13 protein-coding genes and 1 tRNA gene are annotated in these 16,553 nt (G+C 40.0%); 3 read left to right on the forward strand and 11 right to left on the reverse strand.

Features of this window, described 5'->3' with window-relative positions; translation table 11 throughout:
* Positions 1-31: 31 nt before the first annotated feature.
* On the reverse strand, positions 32-1,522 hold the full coding sequence (glpK, locus tag AC0IWT_RS03170) for a glycerol kinase GlpK (protein WP_471795950.1): 1,491 nt from the start codon (positions 1,520-1,522) through the stop codon (positions 32-34).
* 40 nt (positions 1,523-1,562) lie between these two features.
* The gene (locus AC0IWT_RS03175) at positions 1,563-3,134 is read right to left on the reverse strand and encodes a glycerol-3-phosphate dehydrogenase/oxidase (protein ID WP_471795951.1); all 1,572 of its coding nucleotides are present in this window, start codon (positions 3,132-3,134) and stop codon (positions 1,563-1,565) included.
* A gap of 154 nt (positions 3,135-3,288) precedes the next feature.
* Here AC0IWT_RS03175 and AC0IWT_RS03180 point away from each other — a divergent pair, with 154 nt between their 5' ends.
* Positions 3,289-4,053 (forward strand): DeoR/GlpR family DNA-binding transcription regulator, encoded by a 765-nt coding sequence (locus AC0IWT_RS03180; protein WP_471795952.1) that lies wholly within the window; start codon positions 3,289-3,291, stop codon positions 4,051-4,053.
* A gap of 39 nt (positions 4,054-4,092) precedes the next feature.
* Entirely contained in the window at positions 4,093-4,485 is a 393-nt protein-coding gene (locus tag AC0IWT_RS03185; RefSeq protein ID WP_056872195.1) for a response regulator transcription factor, read from the forward strand.
* Between the two features lie 227 nt (positions 4,486-4,712).
* Here AC0IWT_RS03185 and AC0IWT_RS03190 read toward each other — a convergent pair whose 3' ends face one another.
* The 9 genes from AC0IWT_RS03190 to AC0IWT_RS03230 form a co-directional block, all read right to left on the reverse strand.
* Complete coding sequence (locus AC0IWT_RS03190; protein WP_471795953.1) at positions 4,713-7,316, reverse strand: DUF7133 domain-containing protein; 2,604 nt, start codon at positions 7,314-7,316, stop codon at positions 4,713-4,715.
* 127 nt (positions 7,317-7,443) lie between these two features.
* Positions 7,444-8,310, reverse strand: a complete 867-nt coding sequence (locus tag AC0IWT_RS03195) for an alpha/beta hydrolase (protein WP_471795954.1) — start codon at positions 8,308-8,310, stop codon at positions 7,444-7,446.
* A gap of 119 nt (positions 8,311-8,429) precedes the next feature.
* Positions 8,430-9,626 (reverse strand): acetate/propionate family kinase, encoded by a 1,197-nt coding sequence (locus AC0IWT_RS03200; protein ID WP_471795955.1) that lies wholly within the window; start codon positions 9,624-9,626, stop codon positions 8,430-8,432.
* Positions 9,627-9,629: 3 nt separating this feature from the next.
* Positions 9,630-11,720, reverse strand: a complete 2,091-nt coding sequence (gene pta, locus AC0IWT_RS03205) for a phosphate acetyltransferase (RefSeq protein ID WP_471795956.1) — start codon at positions 11,718-11,720, stop codon at positions 9,630-9,632.
* Positions 11,721-11,916: 196 nt separating this feature from the next.
* Positions 11,917-12,001 (reverse strand) — tRNA-Ser (locus AC0IWT_RS03210).
* A 96-nt stretch (positions 12,002-12,097) separates the two neighbouring features.
* A complete protein-coding gene (locus AC0IWT_RS03215; RefSeq protein ID WP_471795957.1) occupies positions 12,098-13,087 on the reverse strand; it encodes a YihY/virulence factor BrkB family protein in 990 nt (329 codons plus the stop codon).
* Positions 13,088-13,095: 8 nt separating this feature from the next.
* Positions 13,096-13,503, reverse strand: coding sequence for an acyl-CoA thioesterase (locus AC0IWT_RS03220; protein ID WP_056872201.1), 408 nt, complete (start codon positions 13,501-13,503; stop codon positions 13,096-13,098).
* Positions 13,503-14,558, reverse strand: coding sequence for an endolytic transglycosylase MltG (mltG, locus tag AC0IWT_RS03225; protein ID WP_471795958.1), 1,056 nt, complete (start codon positions 14,556-14,558; stop codon positions 13,503-13,505). Before mltG ends, AC0IWT_RS03220 begins: the two co-directional genes overlap by 1 nt.
* A gap of 17 nt (positions 14,559-14,575) precedes the next feature.
* Entirely contained in the window at positions 14,576-15,346 is a 771-nt protein-coding gene (locus tag AC0IWT_RS03230; RefSeq protein ID WP_056872202.1) for a PASTA domain-containing protein, read from the reverse strand.
* Positions 15,347-15,561: 215 nt separating this feature from the next.
* On the opposite strand from AC0IWT_RS03230, the gene AC0IWT_RS03235 reads away from it, so the two are divergent.
* Positions 15,562-16,548, forward strand: a complete 987-nt coding sequence (locus tag AC0IWT_RS03235) for a D-alanine--D-alanine ligase (protein ID WP_471795959.1) — start codon at positions 15,562-15,564, stop codon at positions 16,546-16,548.
* Positions 16,549-16,553 lie beyond the last annotated feature (5 nt).

The raw sequence follows: 16,553 nt of genomic DNA on the forward strand, positions 1-16,553 counted from the left end.
TAGTTAAGCCCCAAATAGGATAAGTTAATCATTAGTTTTCAGCACAGACACGGGCTGCCTTCACTGCTCTGTTCCATCCTTTAATTCGCTCGGTGTTATCTATACCTTCTGCCGCAGAAAAGGTTCGGTTAATTTTCCACTGCGAACGGATTTGGTCGATGCTGTCCCAAAAGCCGGTAGCCAGCCCGGCAAGGTAAGCTGCGCCAATTGCCGTAACCTCAGTTACTTCGGGCCGTATAACTTTGCTCTTCAACAAATCTGCCTGAAACTGCATTAACAAATCATTTGCGGTCGCACCACCATCAACCCTCAGTTCGGCGATACTTATGCCGGCATCAGCCTCCATGGCCTTTAAAACATCCATCGTTTGGTAGGCAATACTTTCCAAAGCTGCCCTTGCAATGTGCGATTTGTTTGTCCCTCTGGTTAAACCCGTAATTGTTCCGCGGGCATGCTGATCCCAATGCGGGGCACCCAGCCCTGCAAAAGCAGGCACAATGTAAACGCCTTCGGTATCGGGTACTTTTTTTGCAAGCGTTTCTACATCAGCCGATTTTGAAATCAATCCCATTTCATCGCGAAGCCATTGCACAACTGCGCCGCCGATAAAAATACTGCCTTCTAACGCATATTGAACGTCATCTTTAATTTTCCATGCAATTGTTGTTAGCAAATTGTTAGCTGAAATTTTTGGCTCTGCGCCAATGTTCATCAACATGAAACAACCTGTACCATAGGTATTTTTTACCATACCAGTCTCCGTGCACATCTGTCCAAAAAGCGCCGATTGCTGGTCGCCGGCAATACCAGCGATGGGTATTTTGGCGGCAATTATATTTCCGGCGGTTTCGCCGTAAACCTCGCTTGAAGATTTTACTTCCGGAAGCATTTGTTTTGGAATGCCGAATAACTCCAGCAACTCTTCATCCCATTCTAACCTGTTAATATTATAAATCATTGTTCGCGAAGCATTGGTAACATCTGTAACGTGATTCTTTCCTGCCGTTAATTTCCAGATTAACCAACTATCGATAGTGCCGAATGCTAACTTTCCGGCTTCGGCTTTTTCTCTTGCGCCATCAACGTTATCCAAAATCCACTTCGCTTTTGTAGCCGAGAAATATGAATCGATGATTAAGCCAGTTTTCTCCTGTATTTTTTTTGAAAGACCCTTTGCCTTAATCTCATCACAGTAGGCTGATGTTCTTCTATCTTGCCAAACAATGGCGTTATAAACAGGAATTCCGGTTTCTTTATCCCAAACCACCGTGGTTTCTCTTTGGTTGGTTATGCCAATCGAATCAATATCTCTTGCAGCTAAACCCGCTTTTACGATCACCTCGGCCAAAACCGATAACTGAGTCGTCCAGATTTCCATTGGATCATGTTCAACCCAACCCGCATGCGGGTAAATCTGCGTAAACTCTTTTTGTGCAATGGCTACAATCTCACCATCGTGGTTGAAAATAATCGCCCTCGAACTTGTGGTTCCCTGATCGAGTGACAAAATAAATTTGCTCATAATTTAAAATTTGGTTAGCTATTTTTGGCTTAAGCCGCTTTTAGTTCTTGTTGTTGGGCTCATAAATATAACCGGAAGCCAATTTATTAAAAATATCGACTTGCTTATCTTCCCAATCCTGATCTGCTTGTAACTCTTTTGCTAAAATTGATGCAACTGCTCTGCTCATTTGAATTGCAGCCCTTGCATCTATAAATAATATCCTCAGCCTTCTACTTAAAATATCTTCTACGGTTTCGGCCATTTCATTTCTAATCGCCCAAAGCACTTCGCCTTTTTTGTAAGGAAAATCTGCGTGAAGCTTCTCGTTTAATTCTGGATGTTCTGCGGTAAGCGACTCAATATCAGTCTTATCGCTTCCGTAGATATCGAGGTTGCTGTTCGCAGTTGATTCAGTAGAACCGTGTATCTGTAAACTTTTTGTTCTGCATGCCTGTGGTTTTAGGCTCGCATGGCTTATCGCCAAATCCACCGTTTCTTCAGCCATTCGGCGATAGGTAGTCCATTTGCCGCCGGTTATCGTTATGAGGCCTTGCGCAGATACGATTAGTTTATGGTCCCGACTGATTTCTTTTGTACTGTTTCCATCAGATTTTGTTGGCGCAGCCAGCGGCCTTAACCCCGAAAAAACACTAAGAATATCTTGCTCAGTTGGTTTTTGGTTAAAGTATTCGGAAGCGGTATTTAGAATAAAACTAACTTCTTCCTTCAAAGCCCGGGGTTCCAGACTGTGTTCATCCAAAGGCGTGTCGGTTGTGCCAACAAGTAGATGTTTATGCCATGGTACCGCAAATAGAACTCTCCCGTCTGATGTTTTAGGAATCATCAATGCCGATTCGCTGTTTAAAAATTTTCTATCCAAAACGAGGTGCACGCCCTGACTTGGCCGTACCATGTTTTTCGATTTCGGATCATTCATTTTCAGGATGTCATCAACAAAAACGCCTGTTGCATTAATTACAACCTTAGCCTTGAAAGTTAACCGTTTTCCCGTGAGTATGTCTTCTGTATCGATGCCTGTTACCACATCGCCATTTTTTGTTAGGCCAACCACTTTTGTATATGTTAATAATGTGGCGCCATGTTCTACCGCAGTTTGGGCAATGTTTACGGCTAATCGGGCATCGTCAAACTTGCCATCGAAATAGCGAATCGCTCCCTTGAGCCCTTTTGCTTTTATCCCAGGGATTTGCTTTATCGTTTCTTTAGCCGAAAGGAATTTCGATTTGCCGAAGCTGTACTTCCCGGCCAGCCAATCATAAATTGTTAAGCCTGTTAAGTATTTCGCAACAGAAAACCAGTTGTAGCATGGAATTATAAATTCTTCTTTATTAACAAGATGAGCAGCATTTTTTTGCAATATCCCCCGTTCCTCTAAAGCATGCCTTACCAGGCCGATATTGCCTTGCGCAAGATAACGCACCCCGCCATGAACTAATTTTGTGCTCCGGCTTGAAGTACCTTTCGCGAAGTCTGATTGTTCTACCAATAAGGTTTTGTAACCACGGCTTGCTGCATCTAAAGCTGTGCCGAGACCGGTTGCCCCACCACCAATGATTACGATATCGTAAATGGTATTTTCGTTAAGTTCTAGGTTACGGATTCTGTTCATTTGGGTCAAAAGATAATAAAACGAAACAATACGCAATTATAAGTAATCATTATCGAAATAATATAATATCCAGGTTAAAAAATTATTATTTTATTTATCCAAATCATTTAACAAATTGTTTAATTTGTCGCATTGCAAAAAAGCAGAATATATTATGATGAATTTAGCTGAAAGGCACCAATTAATTTTAAGCCGTTTACAAAGAGATCAATACATAAACGTGGTCGACTTATGTAAGGAATTGAAAGTTTCATCAGTTACGATAAGAAAGGATTTAAAACTGCTCGAAGATAAAAGTTTACTTTTTCGAACACACGGCGGTGCCACAATGAACAACCCTTATACGGTGGATAGGCCAGTTAATGAAAAGGAGAAAATTCAGTCATCAGAAAAGAACAAAATAGGGGCGGCCGCTGCCGAACTTTTAAATGATAACGATTCCATCGTTATAGCCTCTGGCACCACAGTACTTTATTTTGCCAAAAACATTCAGCCGGCATCAAATTTAACGGTCGTAACCTCGGCTTTAAATGTGGCGCTGGAGTTAATGAGGGAGCCCACGATTGAAGTTATACAGTTGGGTGGCATTTTAAGAAAGAGCTCATCATCTGTTATGGGAAGTTACGCAGAACAGGTGCTTGGCGATTTTTACTTTAATAAGCTGTTTTTAGGTGTTGATGGTATCGATCTTGATTTCGGATTAACGACTACAAACGCCATGGAAGCGCACTTAAACCGAAAAATGATCAGTGCCTCTCAGAAAACCATCGTACTTGCCGATTCATCAAAATTCGGCAAAAGGGGTTTCGGCAAGATATGTGGACTGGAAGAAATTGACCACATTATAACGGATAAGGGAATTTCTGAGCAAATAGTAAAACATTTGGAAAGTTTAGGTGTTACTGTAACTATCGTATAGAACAATTACCCGATTAAAACCAAAACAATAATTTGAATTATGTTAAAAAAGCGAATACACATTTTAGAAGATGATCAGGAAATCAGAAACGTGATTGAAATTCTTTTAAAAGAAGAAGGATTTGAACTTCAATTATCATCAACATTTTCAGAGCTAAAAAAGAACATTCAGGATGCGATGCCGGATTTATTTCTTTTAGATGTAATGCTACCTGATGGAAACGGTGCCGAGATTTGTGAGGATTTGAAAACCGATATTTTTACAAAACACATCCCAATAATTGTGATGTCTGCTCAAAATAATAGTGAACAGAAAGCGATTGATGCATTTGCAGATGCATACATCAGCAAACCATTTGATATTTATGAGGTTTTGAAAACGATAAATACATTGATTGATAAAAGCCGGGCAGCTAAAGCTGAAAAAGCTTAACTTGCAAACGAGCATAAAAACAAGGAGGTTATTTACCTCCTTTTTTTATGTTAAATTTTCGGCAACCCTGCCTTTTAGTTTCGCAGATGAACAATAATGTCATCAAGCCTACCCGCTTTATTAAATTCTTCCGGCGTATCTAAGCAACCCTGAAAGTCATGTTCTTTAAAGTGGAAAGCTTTTTGGTTGATGCTCGTTAACTTCCAACAGAATCTTCAGGCATTACTTTATTTTTTCTGCTGAGACAAGAATGTAACAAGCGAAGCTAACTCATCGTATGATAAAGAATTAGCCAAACCTTGGGGCATCATCGAATTTTCCAATTCCTTACGCGAGAGCACGTCACTCGTTTTGATATTGAAAACTTCGCCGGCAATGTTGCGCATTACGATTTTTGATGCCGTTTCTTCGGTTATAAAACCCATATATGTTTTGTCGCCTTTTGCCGTAATCATCACGGTAGCAAACCCTTGTGAGATAGACGCATCAGGCTTAAGAATCGATTCTGCAATTTGTTCCCGATTCATTATAGACCCGATTTGTCCCATAAACGGACCTTTCATTTTCTCTGTTCTGCTTAAACTATGGCAAGCAATACAGCCTTGATTATTAAAAATCGTTCTGCCTTTCAGCGGATCACCCTGCAGTTTGTTAATAGCCAAAAGCACATCTTCGATAGATGATTTTCCAACCTGACCCTTTTTATTTTTTATCTTTTCTAAATCTATTTTCGGCTCTTCTGTTGCCGCTAATTTTTCTTCAGCAGCAAACTCTTTAATTTCCATTCGGTGCCGGGCATCTAAATCCACAAAAAATTGTTTTTCCTGCGTGTTTGCTTTTGCCCATTCGCCTTTAAGAAATTTTTCGATAACAGGAGAGGCAGACCAGGTAACGGCTTTGTAGTACGGACCATGAGAATCTGGTCTGGTTCCCCACCACCAACTCGCATCATAACTTTCTTCCTGTTTGTATAGTCGGGCTAACGTTGTTAAAATTTGTTTTTTTAATTTCAAGTCTGACGTGGAATTGTAAGTTTTAATTAAGCCGTTTACAGCTTGCTGGTTGTGCATATAGCGCAAAGCCCATAGCGCAAGTTCCGAATTGTCGGATCCAACAGCTGCCAAGCAAGCGTCAGTAGCATTTAAATTAACCAGCGCCTGCACTGCAAGGTGAGGGAGGATAATGGCAGCATTCGGAGTAGCGTGCGGCCCTTCAATGTCTCTTTCCGGCGCTGTAAAAGATGGCGGAACTTTCACTTTTAACAATGATGCAATTGCGTCTGATTTACCCAAACGATTGAGGCCGACTATTGCAGCTGCCCGCACCCGTGGCGAAGCATCGTTTAGGGCAGTTAAAAAAGGTTCTGATGGAACTTTACTGATAAATTCTTTCCGGTCTGCAAGGGCTTTCAAAGCAAATTCGCGAACAGAATCATCTTTTGATAACGCAACTAATTCCGCTATCCCGGCTTCTTTTGCAATTTGTGCGTATGTAAAAATACCGGCAACCCGGGCGTATAACGGAAGGTTTTTGTCGGCGGCAATTTTTAAACTTGCCGAAGTTGCCTGTTTGTTAGCCCGGCTTAACATTTCTTGCGATGCGGAAACACGAGCCACGGCACTATTTGATTTCAACAATTCTGACAATTGCTTAATTGATGATTTTTTTACATCGGGGAAGGCTTTATAAACCCAGTTGTTCGGTACGGTTCGGAGTATGTAGCCTTTTGTTGGGCTGCCGGAATAACCAGCGCCATCCCAGGCAGATAAATAAAGTCGGCCGGAACCGTCAACATCTAAATCCGTTATTTGAGGGATTTTGATAAACTCTTCATCTTTTTGAGTGAAGGTTGGTCCATCAGGTGTTACCCGATGAATGTAGAGCATGCTTCTTCCCCAATCGGCCATCATCGGGACGTTATTGTACTCTTCTGGCCAGTTCGGCTCGTTCATAAACAATGCACCAGTTCCGGAGCCACCCCCCAAATCTGCCAGCGCAGGTATTATCTCGTCAGTGAAATGCTGGAATAGAACAGGATATCCATATTCGCCAGTTTGAATATGATGCGAGAAACGTACGTTCCATCCACCACCATCATTTGTGTTTTCTCTGGTAAAAATGTTCATGTAAGGGTCAATGGCCACATCATAAACATTTCTTGTTCCATGTGTAAATATTTCCATTTCGGTTCCATCTGGTCGTACGCGAACAATTCCGCCACCAAGCATTGTCAATTTTTTTCCAGATCTGTCCACTGCATCATGAAAGCCAAAATCGCCAACAGAAATATAAATCCAGCCATCAATACCCATCCGAATTCCGTTGGTTGCATGGTCTGTTCCTCTTTCGCGGATGTATTTGGCATTGCTGATGTGTTCTATTAAGGGCTTTTCGGGTCCATCGGCCTTTCCATCGCCATTATTATCTTCAAAAACAACTAAATTCATTCCGGTAGCAGCCTTCGTTTCTGATGAAAAAGTGGTGTGTAAAACGAAGACCTTATTTCCCTGAACAATAATTCCCCGGGGATTATCAACTTCGGCAAAAGATATGTGTTCATCCAGTTTGCCGTCCTTATTTTTATCTACCAGCTTAAGTATTCTGCCTTTTCCGGGGTCTTTACCCAGCGAGCCAATCATATCAACGCCAACATAAACTTCACCGGTAGGGGCTACAGCAAGGCAGGCAGGACTAGGGGTAATGTCTGGTCCGGCAAATGTAGAAATTGTGAGCGCTGTCGGGTTCGGGACTACAACCTTCGGTTGGTTTAAAAAACTTAAAATTCCAAGAATAAAAAAGGAGTAAATAAGGCTTAAAGAAAATTTTATCATTTCGGGCTGACTCGGCTAAGTAAAAGGTTTTTTGCTAAGATAAAAACTTTGAGGATTTTTGAATTGCTTGCTGCTTTAAGTGGGTTATAATCGCTTAATCACGGTTAAATTTCTACCACTAAAAAGTTTAGTGCTGATGAAAAGAATCGGTAACAAATTCTAAAACCTTCGGCAGCGCCTCACGCCAGTATGTCCAGGTATGGCCACCATTTCGGATTCTAAACTCGTGGGGAATTTCTTTCTTTCTCATAGCAATGTGTGCAAGCGAGTTGCCTTCGTAAAGAAAATCGTCATCGCCGCAATCGATATACCAGTTTACCGCTTTCTTTTGGGTATCGGGCATATTATTAAGCAAAGGCAATACATTTTGTGTGTTGTAATAATTTGTTATCGCAGCATCATCCAGATTTGGGTTAGCCTTCTTAAGAGCAGTCTGTGCGTCGCTTAAACTCAGAAAACCCAGGTAGGCACTTAGCGGACAAGCCGAAGAAAATAGTTCTGGATGGTGTAATGCATAAACAAAAGTTCCGCCACCACCCATAGATAAGCCGGCTATCGCTCTTGAGCGTTTATCGGTTTTGGTTCTGTATTTCTTTTCAACAAATGGCATCAACTCTTTGAAAAAGAAATCTTCATAATTCCAGTCTCCCTTAATGTCGTTAAAATAGCCGCGGCGACCAGTATTGGCATCCGGCATTACAATTATCATTGATGTTGAATTGCCATTTGCAATTGCCTTATCAGTGATGTTTAATACCTCGCCAAACTGCACCCAGCCGGTCTGGTCATCGCCAGCACCGTGCAATAAATACAATACGGGATAACTTCTACCTGATGTTTCGTAATCTGGTGGCAGGTAAATCGCAAATTTTCTATCACTCTTGAAAATTTTGCTTGGAACTACAAGGTTATCGTAAACCTTACCTGTTTGAGCCAACAAAATTATTGGCGATAACAGTAAAAAAGCAATGACTGCCCTAATTGATTTTTTCATATTCATTATTCTGGTTAGCCAATATCAAACCATATTGGATGGGAGAATAAATTTAACACAAAATTGAGATTTGAATCGTTTGTTGTGTGAATGTTACACGATCTAATTTTCCTCAGTGGTTATTGCAGCAAATTGAAAGATTGGTTAGCAATTTCAAATTCTTCATTGGTTGGGATAATAAGGATTTTTACAGGCGAGCTATCGGTGCTCACATCAGTCAATTCACCTTTGTAATTCCGGTTTTTGCCGAGGTCTAGCTCGATGCCTAAATAGTCGAGTTGTTTGCAAACGGCTGCCCTCATTTCCGAGTCGTTTTCACCAACGCCTGCGGTAAATATTATTAAGTCTATTCCATTTAAAACTGCCGCGTAGGCGCCAATAAATTTTTTGATGCGATAGGCGTAAACACTTAATGCCAGTTTCGCAGCCTCGTTACCTTCGGCTGCAAGCTTATTTATGTCCCGCATGTCGCTAGAGCCACCAACACCAAGCAAACCCGACTGTTTGTTTAGCAATGTGCTTAGTTGCTCCAGGCTGTAACCGGCATGTTCCATTAAATGAAAAATAACCGAAGGGTCTATATCACCCGAACGCGTTCCCATCATCAATCCGCTTAAAGGACCAAAACCCATGCTCGTATCTATCGATTTTCCATCATTTATAGCCGTAATGCTGCAACCATTGCCAAGGTGAATGCTAATTATTTTTGATTTAGGTTTGTTAAACCAGTTGATTGCTTTTTCGCTCACATATTTGTGGCTTGTGCCATGAAAACCATAAACCCGAATCCCGTTTTCCTTGTAATACCATTCTGGAATTGCAAAACGAAATGCTTTTTCTGGAATAGATTGATGAAAAGCGGTATCGAAAACTGCGATTTGCTTTGCCTGCGGAAAGGTTTGCTCAGCAAATTCTATGCATTTATAATTAACCGGGTTGTGTAAGGGAGCCAAAGAAAACAATTTTTTAATCTGTTGTTTAACGCCTTCGGTTATTAAAGTAGCGCCCGAAAAGTGCTCGCCGCCATGTACAACTCTATGGCCCACAGCGGCAATATCTTCAGGACTAGAGATTACGGCGTGCTCTCCCTCGGTGAGCAATGCTAAAACCTGTTTCAGGCCTTCACCATGATTTGAAATAAAAGCATCCTTCTCGATACTTAATTTTGCCCCATCAGGAAATACGGAGTGTTTGATAAAAGACCCTTCTATCCCTATTCTTTCAACCAGGCCACTGCAAACGGGTAGGTTGGAAGGCATTCTAAATAATTGATATTTAATTGAACTGCTTCCTGAATTGATAACTAAAATATTCATAAATTATTTAATGTCCTGACATTGAATGGCTGTAATTACAACGGTGTTGAAGATGTCATCAACGGTACAACCTCTGCTTAAATCGTTAATCGGCTTGTTTAATCCTTGCAACATTGGCCCGATTGCCAGTGCGCCGGTTTCCCGCTGAACTGCCTTATATGTATTGTTGCCCGTGTTTAAATCGGGAAAAATTAGCACACTTGCTCTACCTGCAACTTCAGAACCCGGCAACTTCTGCTGGCCAACAAGTGGGTCAACTGCTGCATCATATTGTATCGGCCCTTCAATTTTTAATTCCGGATGTCGTGCCCGAACAATTGCTGTGGCTTCACGTACACGTTCAACATCTTCGCCCTCGCCAGAAGTTCCGGAAGAGTAGGAAAGCATCGCAATTCTTGGCTCAATTCCAAACTTGGCACTACTCTCTGCAGAAGAAATTGCAATTTCAGCAAGCTGTTGTGCAGTAGGATTTGGGTTTACAGCACAATCTCCAAAAATGGCCACTCGCTCTGGCAGGCACATAAAAAATATCGACGACACAACAGAAACGCCGGGCTTGGTTTTTACAAATTGTAGCGCAGGCCTTATTGTATGCTGGGTAGTATGTACTGCTCCGGAAACCATTCCGTCGGCATCGCCTTTGTAAACCATCATTGTGCCGAAATATGAAACGTCAGTCATCATATCTCTGGCCATTTCCATATTTACGTTTTTCGTTTTCCTCAGCTCATACAACGTTTCGACATATTCATCATAATGTTGAGATTGCGAAGGGTTGTGGATGTTAATAAGGTTGATGTCGAGATTCAGGCCAAGGCGTTTTATCGATGTTCCAATTTCGGTTGCATCGCCCAGCAGCGTAATGTTAACAATATCTTGAGTGATTAACTTTTCAACAGCCTTTAAAATTCTGTCATCATTACCTTCTGGTAAAACAATATGCTTTTTCTCGCTCTTAGCCCATTTGACAAGATTGTATTGGAACATATGGGGCGTTATACCCACATGACTGAAAGTAATTATCTTATCATCAAGTGCTTTTATATCTACGTATTTCTCAAAAAGTTCTATCGCTAAAGCAATTTTCTTTTTATTATCTATCGTGATTTTTGAGTGTATTGAACCAATAGTGGTGGTGGTTTCGAATGTGCCCTTTTTTACGGAAATAATCGGAATTATGGTTTGCAAACCTTCGATAAGTTTAATCATTGGCTCATCGGGGAGGCTACCTGCAGTTAAAACGATGCCCGCAATTTTCGGGTAGTTTGCCGAAAGATTAGCCTGTAACGAGCCAATAATAATGTCACCTCTATCGCCAGGGGTAACAATTAGCAGGTTGTCTTTAATGTGCCGCAAAAAATTCGGCAGCATCATTGCCCCGGTCACAAAATTATCAACCTGGTTATCCATTAAATCGGCTCCGAACAAAATTTCTGCATCTAAAGCAGCTGCAATCTCCTTTATTGTTGGGCTTTGCAGACCACTTTCTATAGGTATTACGGCAATAAGCAACTCTGCCGGAAGTTGGTTAGATAGTGCTTGTTTTATGCGCTCGGCTTCATCAGGATTTACCATATTTGCCACAACGCCTAAAACCTGAACATCGCGAAGCAGAAAGTTACGATATATATTAATCGCAGTTTTGAACAGTTGACTTGCAGTTTTATTTTTTCCTGAAACAACAATCAAAACCGGTGCCCCAAGATTCTTCGCCATCAAAGCATTCGATTCAAATTCAAATGCCATGCCTTCACCTAAAAAATCACTTCCTTCAATAACAGTGAAATCGTAATTGTCTTCCAGTTTTTTGTATTTACTGATAATGGTATTTATAATCTCGCCGCTATTTTCCGATTGATGCAACATATCTTGTCGCGTAAACGCGAAAGCATCTTCGTATTTTACAGGAAGCGAGAAATAATCTAACATTGCCTCAACATGTTCATCTTTTTTTGTGAGATCGTCTTGAGCGATAATTGGCTTAAAATAACCTACTTTCTGGGTTTTGGCAAGCAGCATATTAATCATGCCGAAGGCAATGACCGATTTGCCGGTGTAAGGTTCTGCAGAAGCGATGAAGATGTTTTTTGTCATAGGGGAGAAAATTATTCTGATTAAACCAATTTGCGGCAAGATAGTTGGAAAAATTTAAAAGGAGTGACATAAAAGTAAATCAAGCGGGTATTTTCCAGATGTGGAAGAAAATACAGAGAAAAGACTTTTTGATTGAAACGCGTTAAAATGACAAAATCCTGCCATCTTTCGATGCAGGATTTCTATTTTTTTGGAGCGGAAAGCGAGGGATTCGAACCCCCGGACCTATTACAGTCAACAGTTTTCAAGACTGCCGCATTCGACCACTCTGCCAGCTTTCCATCGGCAAAAGTACAAATCCAGTTTAAATCTGCAAACTGTGATGTGCTTTTTTTTATATAAACTTGATAATTGCTTAACACAGAGGGAGAAAAATTTTATTTCTTGGTGATATTTTCCTCAATTGGTGCCGTTTTCTTAAATAAATTGAAGGTTGGCCGGATGATTTTGACGCTTCTTTTGCTCACATCAACACTTGCATTTAGCTCAAAGCCGATTAACAGAATTAGTGAATTTAAATAAAGCCAAATCATAACAACTATTAAAGTACCGATAGAACCATACACCTTGTTGTACGAGCCGAAATTATTGATATAGAACGCAAAACCCCAAATGGTTAGAAAAGCAAGTATTGTAGCCAGCCATGAACCGGCACTGAAAAGTTTCCATTTTTTAGCGTGAGAAGGACCGTAGCGGTATAAAATCGATATCGTGATAAAATATAGCGCTGTCAAAAGTATCCACCGCGTAAGCTGAATGGCATAGATTGCCAGGCTGTCTTTTATATGCAGTTCTGTTTTAATGTAATTAAGTAATATTTCACCTATTGCCATCGCACTTATACAGAGTACTACTGATAAAAATATGATCATCGTTAAAACCAATGCAATCAACCGTTGCTTTAACCAGCTTCTGGTTTCAATTATTAATGAGGCCTTATTAAATGCTTTCATTAAGTTTTTAACACCATTCGTAGCAAAAAATATGGCCGATAGAAAACCAAAAGACAACAAACCTCTGTTTTGATTTTTAACGATGTCTTTCAACGTGGTTTCAAATGCCTCGAAGGCATTGTGTGGTAAAATGAGCTCGATTAAACTTAAAAGTTTATCCTGAAAACCCGATATCGGAATAAATGGGATTAAGGTAAAGAGAAAGATAATACTTGGAAATATCGCCAGCATAAAGCTGTATGCCAAAGAAGACGACTTATTAACTAAAGATTCTTTCCCAATTTCCTTGAAGAAAAAGGTGGCAACGGTATAAAGTGGGAGTGGACTAAACCCGGGAAGAATGCAGTGTTTCGTCCATTCAATAAAATCTGAATAGAGCTTAAGTTTTAATAGTTGCCTGTGTAACCATTCCATTTTTGCGATTAATTAAAAAATGCCGATAATTTTTCCATAAAATTTGCGGGAGGATTGGTTGGTTTATTTTTTTTCATGTCGACAAAAACCAATGTCGTTTCACCAAGATTGATAAGTTCTTCTCTTTCGTTAAAAAGTTCATATTCAAAAAAAATGCGAATTCCCGGAAGGGTTTTTATTGTCGTTTTAACGGTAATTTCCTGATCGTAAAGGGCAGGTTTTATATACTTACATTTTAATTCCAAAACAGGCATCATAATTCCATCGGCCTCCATAGAACTGTAACTCATGCCGAGGCTTCGCAACATTTCTACCCGGCCAACTTCGTAATACTGGGCATAGTTGCCGTAATACATATAGCCCATCTGGTCGGTTTCTCCATACCGCACTCTTATTTTGGTTGTGTGGCTATACATTATTTAAAAATGTTTCTTTTGTTTAGCGCTTCGCGGTATTTTCTGGCATTTACCTCATGTTCGGCCTTCGTTTCTGCAAAATTGTGATATCCAGAAAAGTCTTCTTTGGCGCACATATAAATGTAGTTGTTAGTATCGCGGTTTAAAACAGCGTCAATTGCATTTATGCTCGGCATCATAATCGGCCCAGGGGGCAAACCCGCATATTTGTATGTGTTGTAAAGCGATTGCACCTGCAATAATTTTCCTGTAACACGTTTAACCGTGTAATCATTATTCGCGAAAATAACCGTTGGGTCTGCCTGTAATAAAATGCCTTTGTTTAATCTGTTAAGGTATAAACCCGCTATAATGGGCATTTCCTTGTCGTACAGCGCTTCTGCATCAACAATAGATGCGAGTGTATAAACCTGGGCTGGAGTTAAATTAAGACTTGCAGCCTTCTGTTTGCGTTCCGCATTCCAAAACTTTTCATACTCTTTATGCATGCGCTCCAGAAAATCTACCGGGGAAACGTTCCAATACATTTCGTACGTATTCGGAATAAACATCGCGTAAATATTGTCTTGATTAAATCCATATTTCGTTATCAATGGAGTTGAATCCAATACATTTATAAAGCTTAGCGAATCGGCCTCAAGATTACTTGCCAAATAGGCTGCGAAATTTTCCTTCTTGCGGATGTTTTGAAATTTAAGCTTTACCGGTTCCTGGTTTCCAGCTTTAATCATGTTAATCAAGGTGCGGTTCGTCATGCCTTTTTTTAGCAGGTAGCGCCCAGGTTTAACATTGGTTTTTAAGTTCATTTTGCCGGCTGCCGTTGTAAAAGACGAAATACTTTTTACAATGTCTTTACTTTTTAGGTTTTCGACCAAGGCGTCATAATCGGCACCAGTTTTTATGTACAAGTATTTTTGATTTTCGGTAACATTTGGCGCAAAGTAAACTTTGTAAAAGTTAAGAGCGAAATACCCGGCAATCAAAATAACTATTGCAGCTATTATTATTGCAGCTTTTTTTCCGTTACCCATTTGCTTGTTTTCTATTTCAGTCATTATCGTAGTGTGCGTAATTATTGTTGCTTATTGGATAGTGTAATGTTAATTTTTGTGCCGATAGTTACTTTGGTAACTGAATCTGCAGGCATTGGATCTTGTTTGGTAATTACAGCGTTTGCACTGTCTGTAATTGCACCTTCGTAAATAATGTTCCCTAAAGTTAAGGCAGATCCTTTTAAACTAAATTTTGCTTCATCAATCGTTAAACCTACCAATTGAGGAATATCAACATCCTGATTTCCGCGGCCATCGCCTAAAACCAGGTTTATTCTTGAACCAACGGGCAAAGTTTCTCCGGCCTGGATAGGCTGACCGCCAAATGTAGCTTCTAAAACTACATCGCGACTTACATCGGCTTTGTAAGTTGTATCGCCAAGTTTTAGTCTGGAACTTTCGATAATTGCCTGCGCTTCTCTGAGCGTTTTGAAAGCAATATCAGGGAATTTTGTATTTGGTATTTTGCCTGCATTGATGGTTAAGTATATCGTTCGGTTATCCTTAACAAAAGTATTCGGGTCAGGGTCCTGATCAATTACAATACCTGCAGGCTGATCTAATATGAAAACTGAATCTACTTCGTATTTCAGTCCTGCTTCTTCGAGTTTTACAACAGCATCAGCAAAAGACAAGCCTTTAACCGAAGGAACGTTTAATCCCTCGCCGTGTTTTGTGTAGAAACGTAAACTGAAAAATGCGATTAGCAGCAATACGAATACGGTAATGATGGCTGCTAAGATCGTCTTTCTGAAGGATTTGGTTTTTAAATAATCTATAAATTTAGACATGAAGCTAAAATTCTGGGTTTATGCGTACAATTCAAATGTAGTTAATTTAATAATTGCATCGGCGATTGCTTAATTATTGAATGACCATATTTAAGCAAATACAATACCATCAATTATTAAGTCAATTATGCATTAATTAAATTTTGCTCAAAGATATTTATATTTTTGAAGATATATTTACATTCACTTTCTATTTATAATTAAGGATTTTTCCAATGAAAAAAACAATCGCATTATTAACCGGCGGTACTACAGGCGAATGGGTTGTCTCTGTAAAAAGCGCAGCAACCATTGCTCAAAATATCGATGCTGATTTGTATGATGTATATAAAATTATGCTTAACGATAAAGGCTGGTTCTACGAGCCTGCTGATTCCGTTAAAATAGATATTGATAAAAATGATTTTTCCTTAACGTTGGATGGGCGAAAAATTAAGTTTGACGGGGTTTTTATTGCAATTCATGGTTCTCCTGGTGAAGATGGTAAGCTACAGGGCTATTTTGATATGCTTGGCATTCCTTATACCACCTGCGATGCGCTAACGTCTTCAATTACAATGAATAAAGGCTACACAAAAGCCATTGTTGATGGAATTGAGCATTTATATACAGCGAAGTCGGTCCAAATTTTTAAAGATGGTAACTACAACTTAAATCAGATTAAACAAGATTTAAAGCTGCCGTACTTTGTAAAACCGAATAGTGGTGGAAGCAGTATTGGCATGAGTAAAGTAAAGCATGCCGATGATTTGGAAACTGCGGTAGAAAAAGCTTTTAAAGAAGATACACAGGTATTAATTGAAGAATTTGTAAGTGGAAGAGAGTTTTCCATAGGCGTTTTTAGCGCTAAAGGTTTGGTAACTGTGTTACCAACCACAGAAGTTATTCCGGCTAATGAGTTTTTTGATTTTGAAGCAAAGTATACGCCGGGCGCTACCCAGGAAATTACTCCAGGCAATATGTCTGATGAGGAATACGAGCGGGTTCATCAGGTAATAAAAGATATTTATAAAAAGCTGAATTGCCGGGGAGTTGTTCGTATTGATTACTTCCTGGAACACGAAACCGGAAATTTCTATTTTATCGAAATTAATACCATTCCCGGGCAAACGGCTACTAGTTTTATTCCGCAACAGGTGGCAGCAATGGGCTTAACCCTAAAGCAATTTTATTCAGATTTGATGAAAGAAACCTTAGCTTAATTCCT

Source organism: Pedobacter sp. AC464 (genome assembly GCF_979253075.1).

Bases quoted from the DNA above. Each gene is read 5' to 3' on its own strand.
- glpK (WP_471795950.1), bottom strand. From the start codon at position 1,522: ATGAGCAAATTTATTTTGTCACTCGATCAGGGAACCACAAGTTCGAGG.
- AC0IWT_RS03175 (WP_471795951.1), bottom strand. From the start codon at position 3,134: ATGAACAGAATCCGTAACCTAGAACTTAACGAAAATACCATTTACGAT.
- AC0IWT_RS03180 (WP_471795952.1), top strand. From the start codon at position 3,289: ATGATGAATTTAGCTGAAAGGCACCAATTAATTTTAAGCCGTTTACAA.
- AC0IWT_RS03185 (WP_056872195.1), top strand. From the start codon at position 4,093: ATGTTAAAAAAGCGAATACACATTTTAGAAGATGATCAGGAAATCAGA.
- AC0IWT_RS03190 (WP_471795953.1), bottom strand. From the start codon at position 7,316: ATGATAAAATTTTCTTTAAGCCTTATTTACTCCTTTTTTATTCTTGGA.
- AC0IWT_RS03195 (WP_471795954.1), bottom strand. From the start codon at position 8,310: ATGAAAAAATCAATTAGGGCAGTCATTGCTTTTTTACTGTTATCGCCA.
- AC0IWT_RS03200 (WP_471795955.1), bottom strand. From the start codon at position 9,626: ATGAATATTTTAGTTATCAATTCAGGAAGCAGTTCAATTAAATATCAA.
- pta (WP_471795956.1), bottom strand. From the start codon at position 11,720: ATGACAAAAAACATCTTCATCGCTTCTGCAGAACCTTACACCGGCAAA.
- AC0IWT_RS03215 (WP_471795957.1), bottom strand. From the start codon at position 13,087: ATGGAATGGTTACACAGGCAACTATTAAAACTTAAGCTCTATTCAGAT.
- AC0IWT_RS03220 (WP_056872201.1), bottom strand. From the start codon at position 13,503: ATGTATAGCCACACAACCAAAATAAGAGTGCGGTATGGAGAAACCGAC.
- mltG (WP_471795958.1), bottom strand. From the start codon at position 14,558: ATGACTGAAATAGAAAACAAGCAAATGGGTAACGGAAAAAAAGCTGCA.
- AC0IWT_RS03230 (WP_056872202.1), bottom strand. From the start codon at position 15,346: ATGTCTAAATTTATAGATTATTTAAAAACCAAATCCTTCAGAAAGACG.
- AC0IWT_RS03235 (WP_471795959.1), top strand. From the start codon at position 15,562: ATGAAAAAAACAATCGCATTATTAACCGGCGGTACTACAGGCGAATGG.